Here is a 407-nt window from a genome sequence, read left to right as displayed (position 1 = left end):
GTCACCGCGACTCAAACCGACAGCGATGGCAATACTTCTGCACAAGGCTCTGACAGCGCCAAGCTCGACACCCTCGCTGATGCGACCGCCCCTGTGGTCACGATTGTCGATGACGTGAACAACGATAGCATCATCAATAAAACCGAGCTAGGTACTGACAACGTGCAACTGCAGGTCAACGTTAACCACGCTGAGCTTGCCCAAGGTGGCACCATTAACCTGATGATCACCAATGACGGTGTCAGCAGTAATGTCACCCTGAAACTGGTGGGCAACGCCCTAACATTCGCCGACGGCACTCCTGCAACGGGCTACAGCTATAACAACGGCGTGATTACCTGGACTGCGGTCGTGGCCGAAGGCAAGACCATTACGGTCACCGCGACTCAAACCGACAGCGATGGCAA

1 protein-coding gene is annotated in these 407 nt (G+C 55.3%); it reads left to right on the top strand.

The features are described from left to right. On the top strand, positions 1-407 hold a 407-nt coding region (locus tag KFE26_RS23690), incomplete at both ends, for a hypothetical protein (RefSeq protein ID WP_212601922.1).

Source organism: Shewanella sp. M16 (assembly GCF_018224605.1).
Lineage (GTDB): Bacteria > Pseudomonadota > Gammaproteobacteria > Enterobacterales > Shewanellaceae > Shewanella > Shewanella oncorhynchi.
Note: the sequence above shows the minus strand (reverse complement) of the source record. Positions and strands in the feature narration are given on the sequence as shown.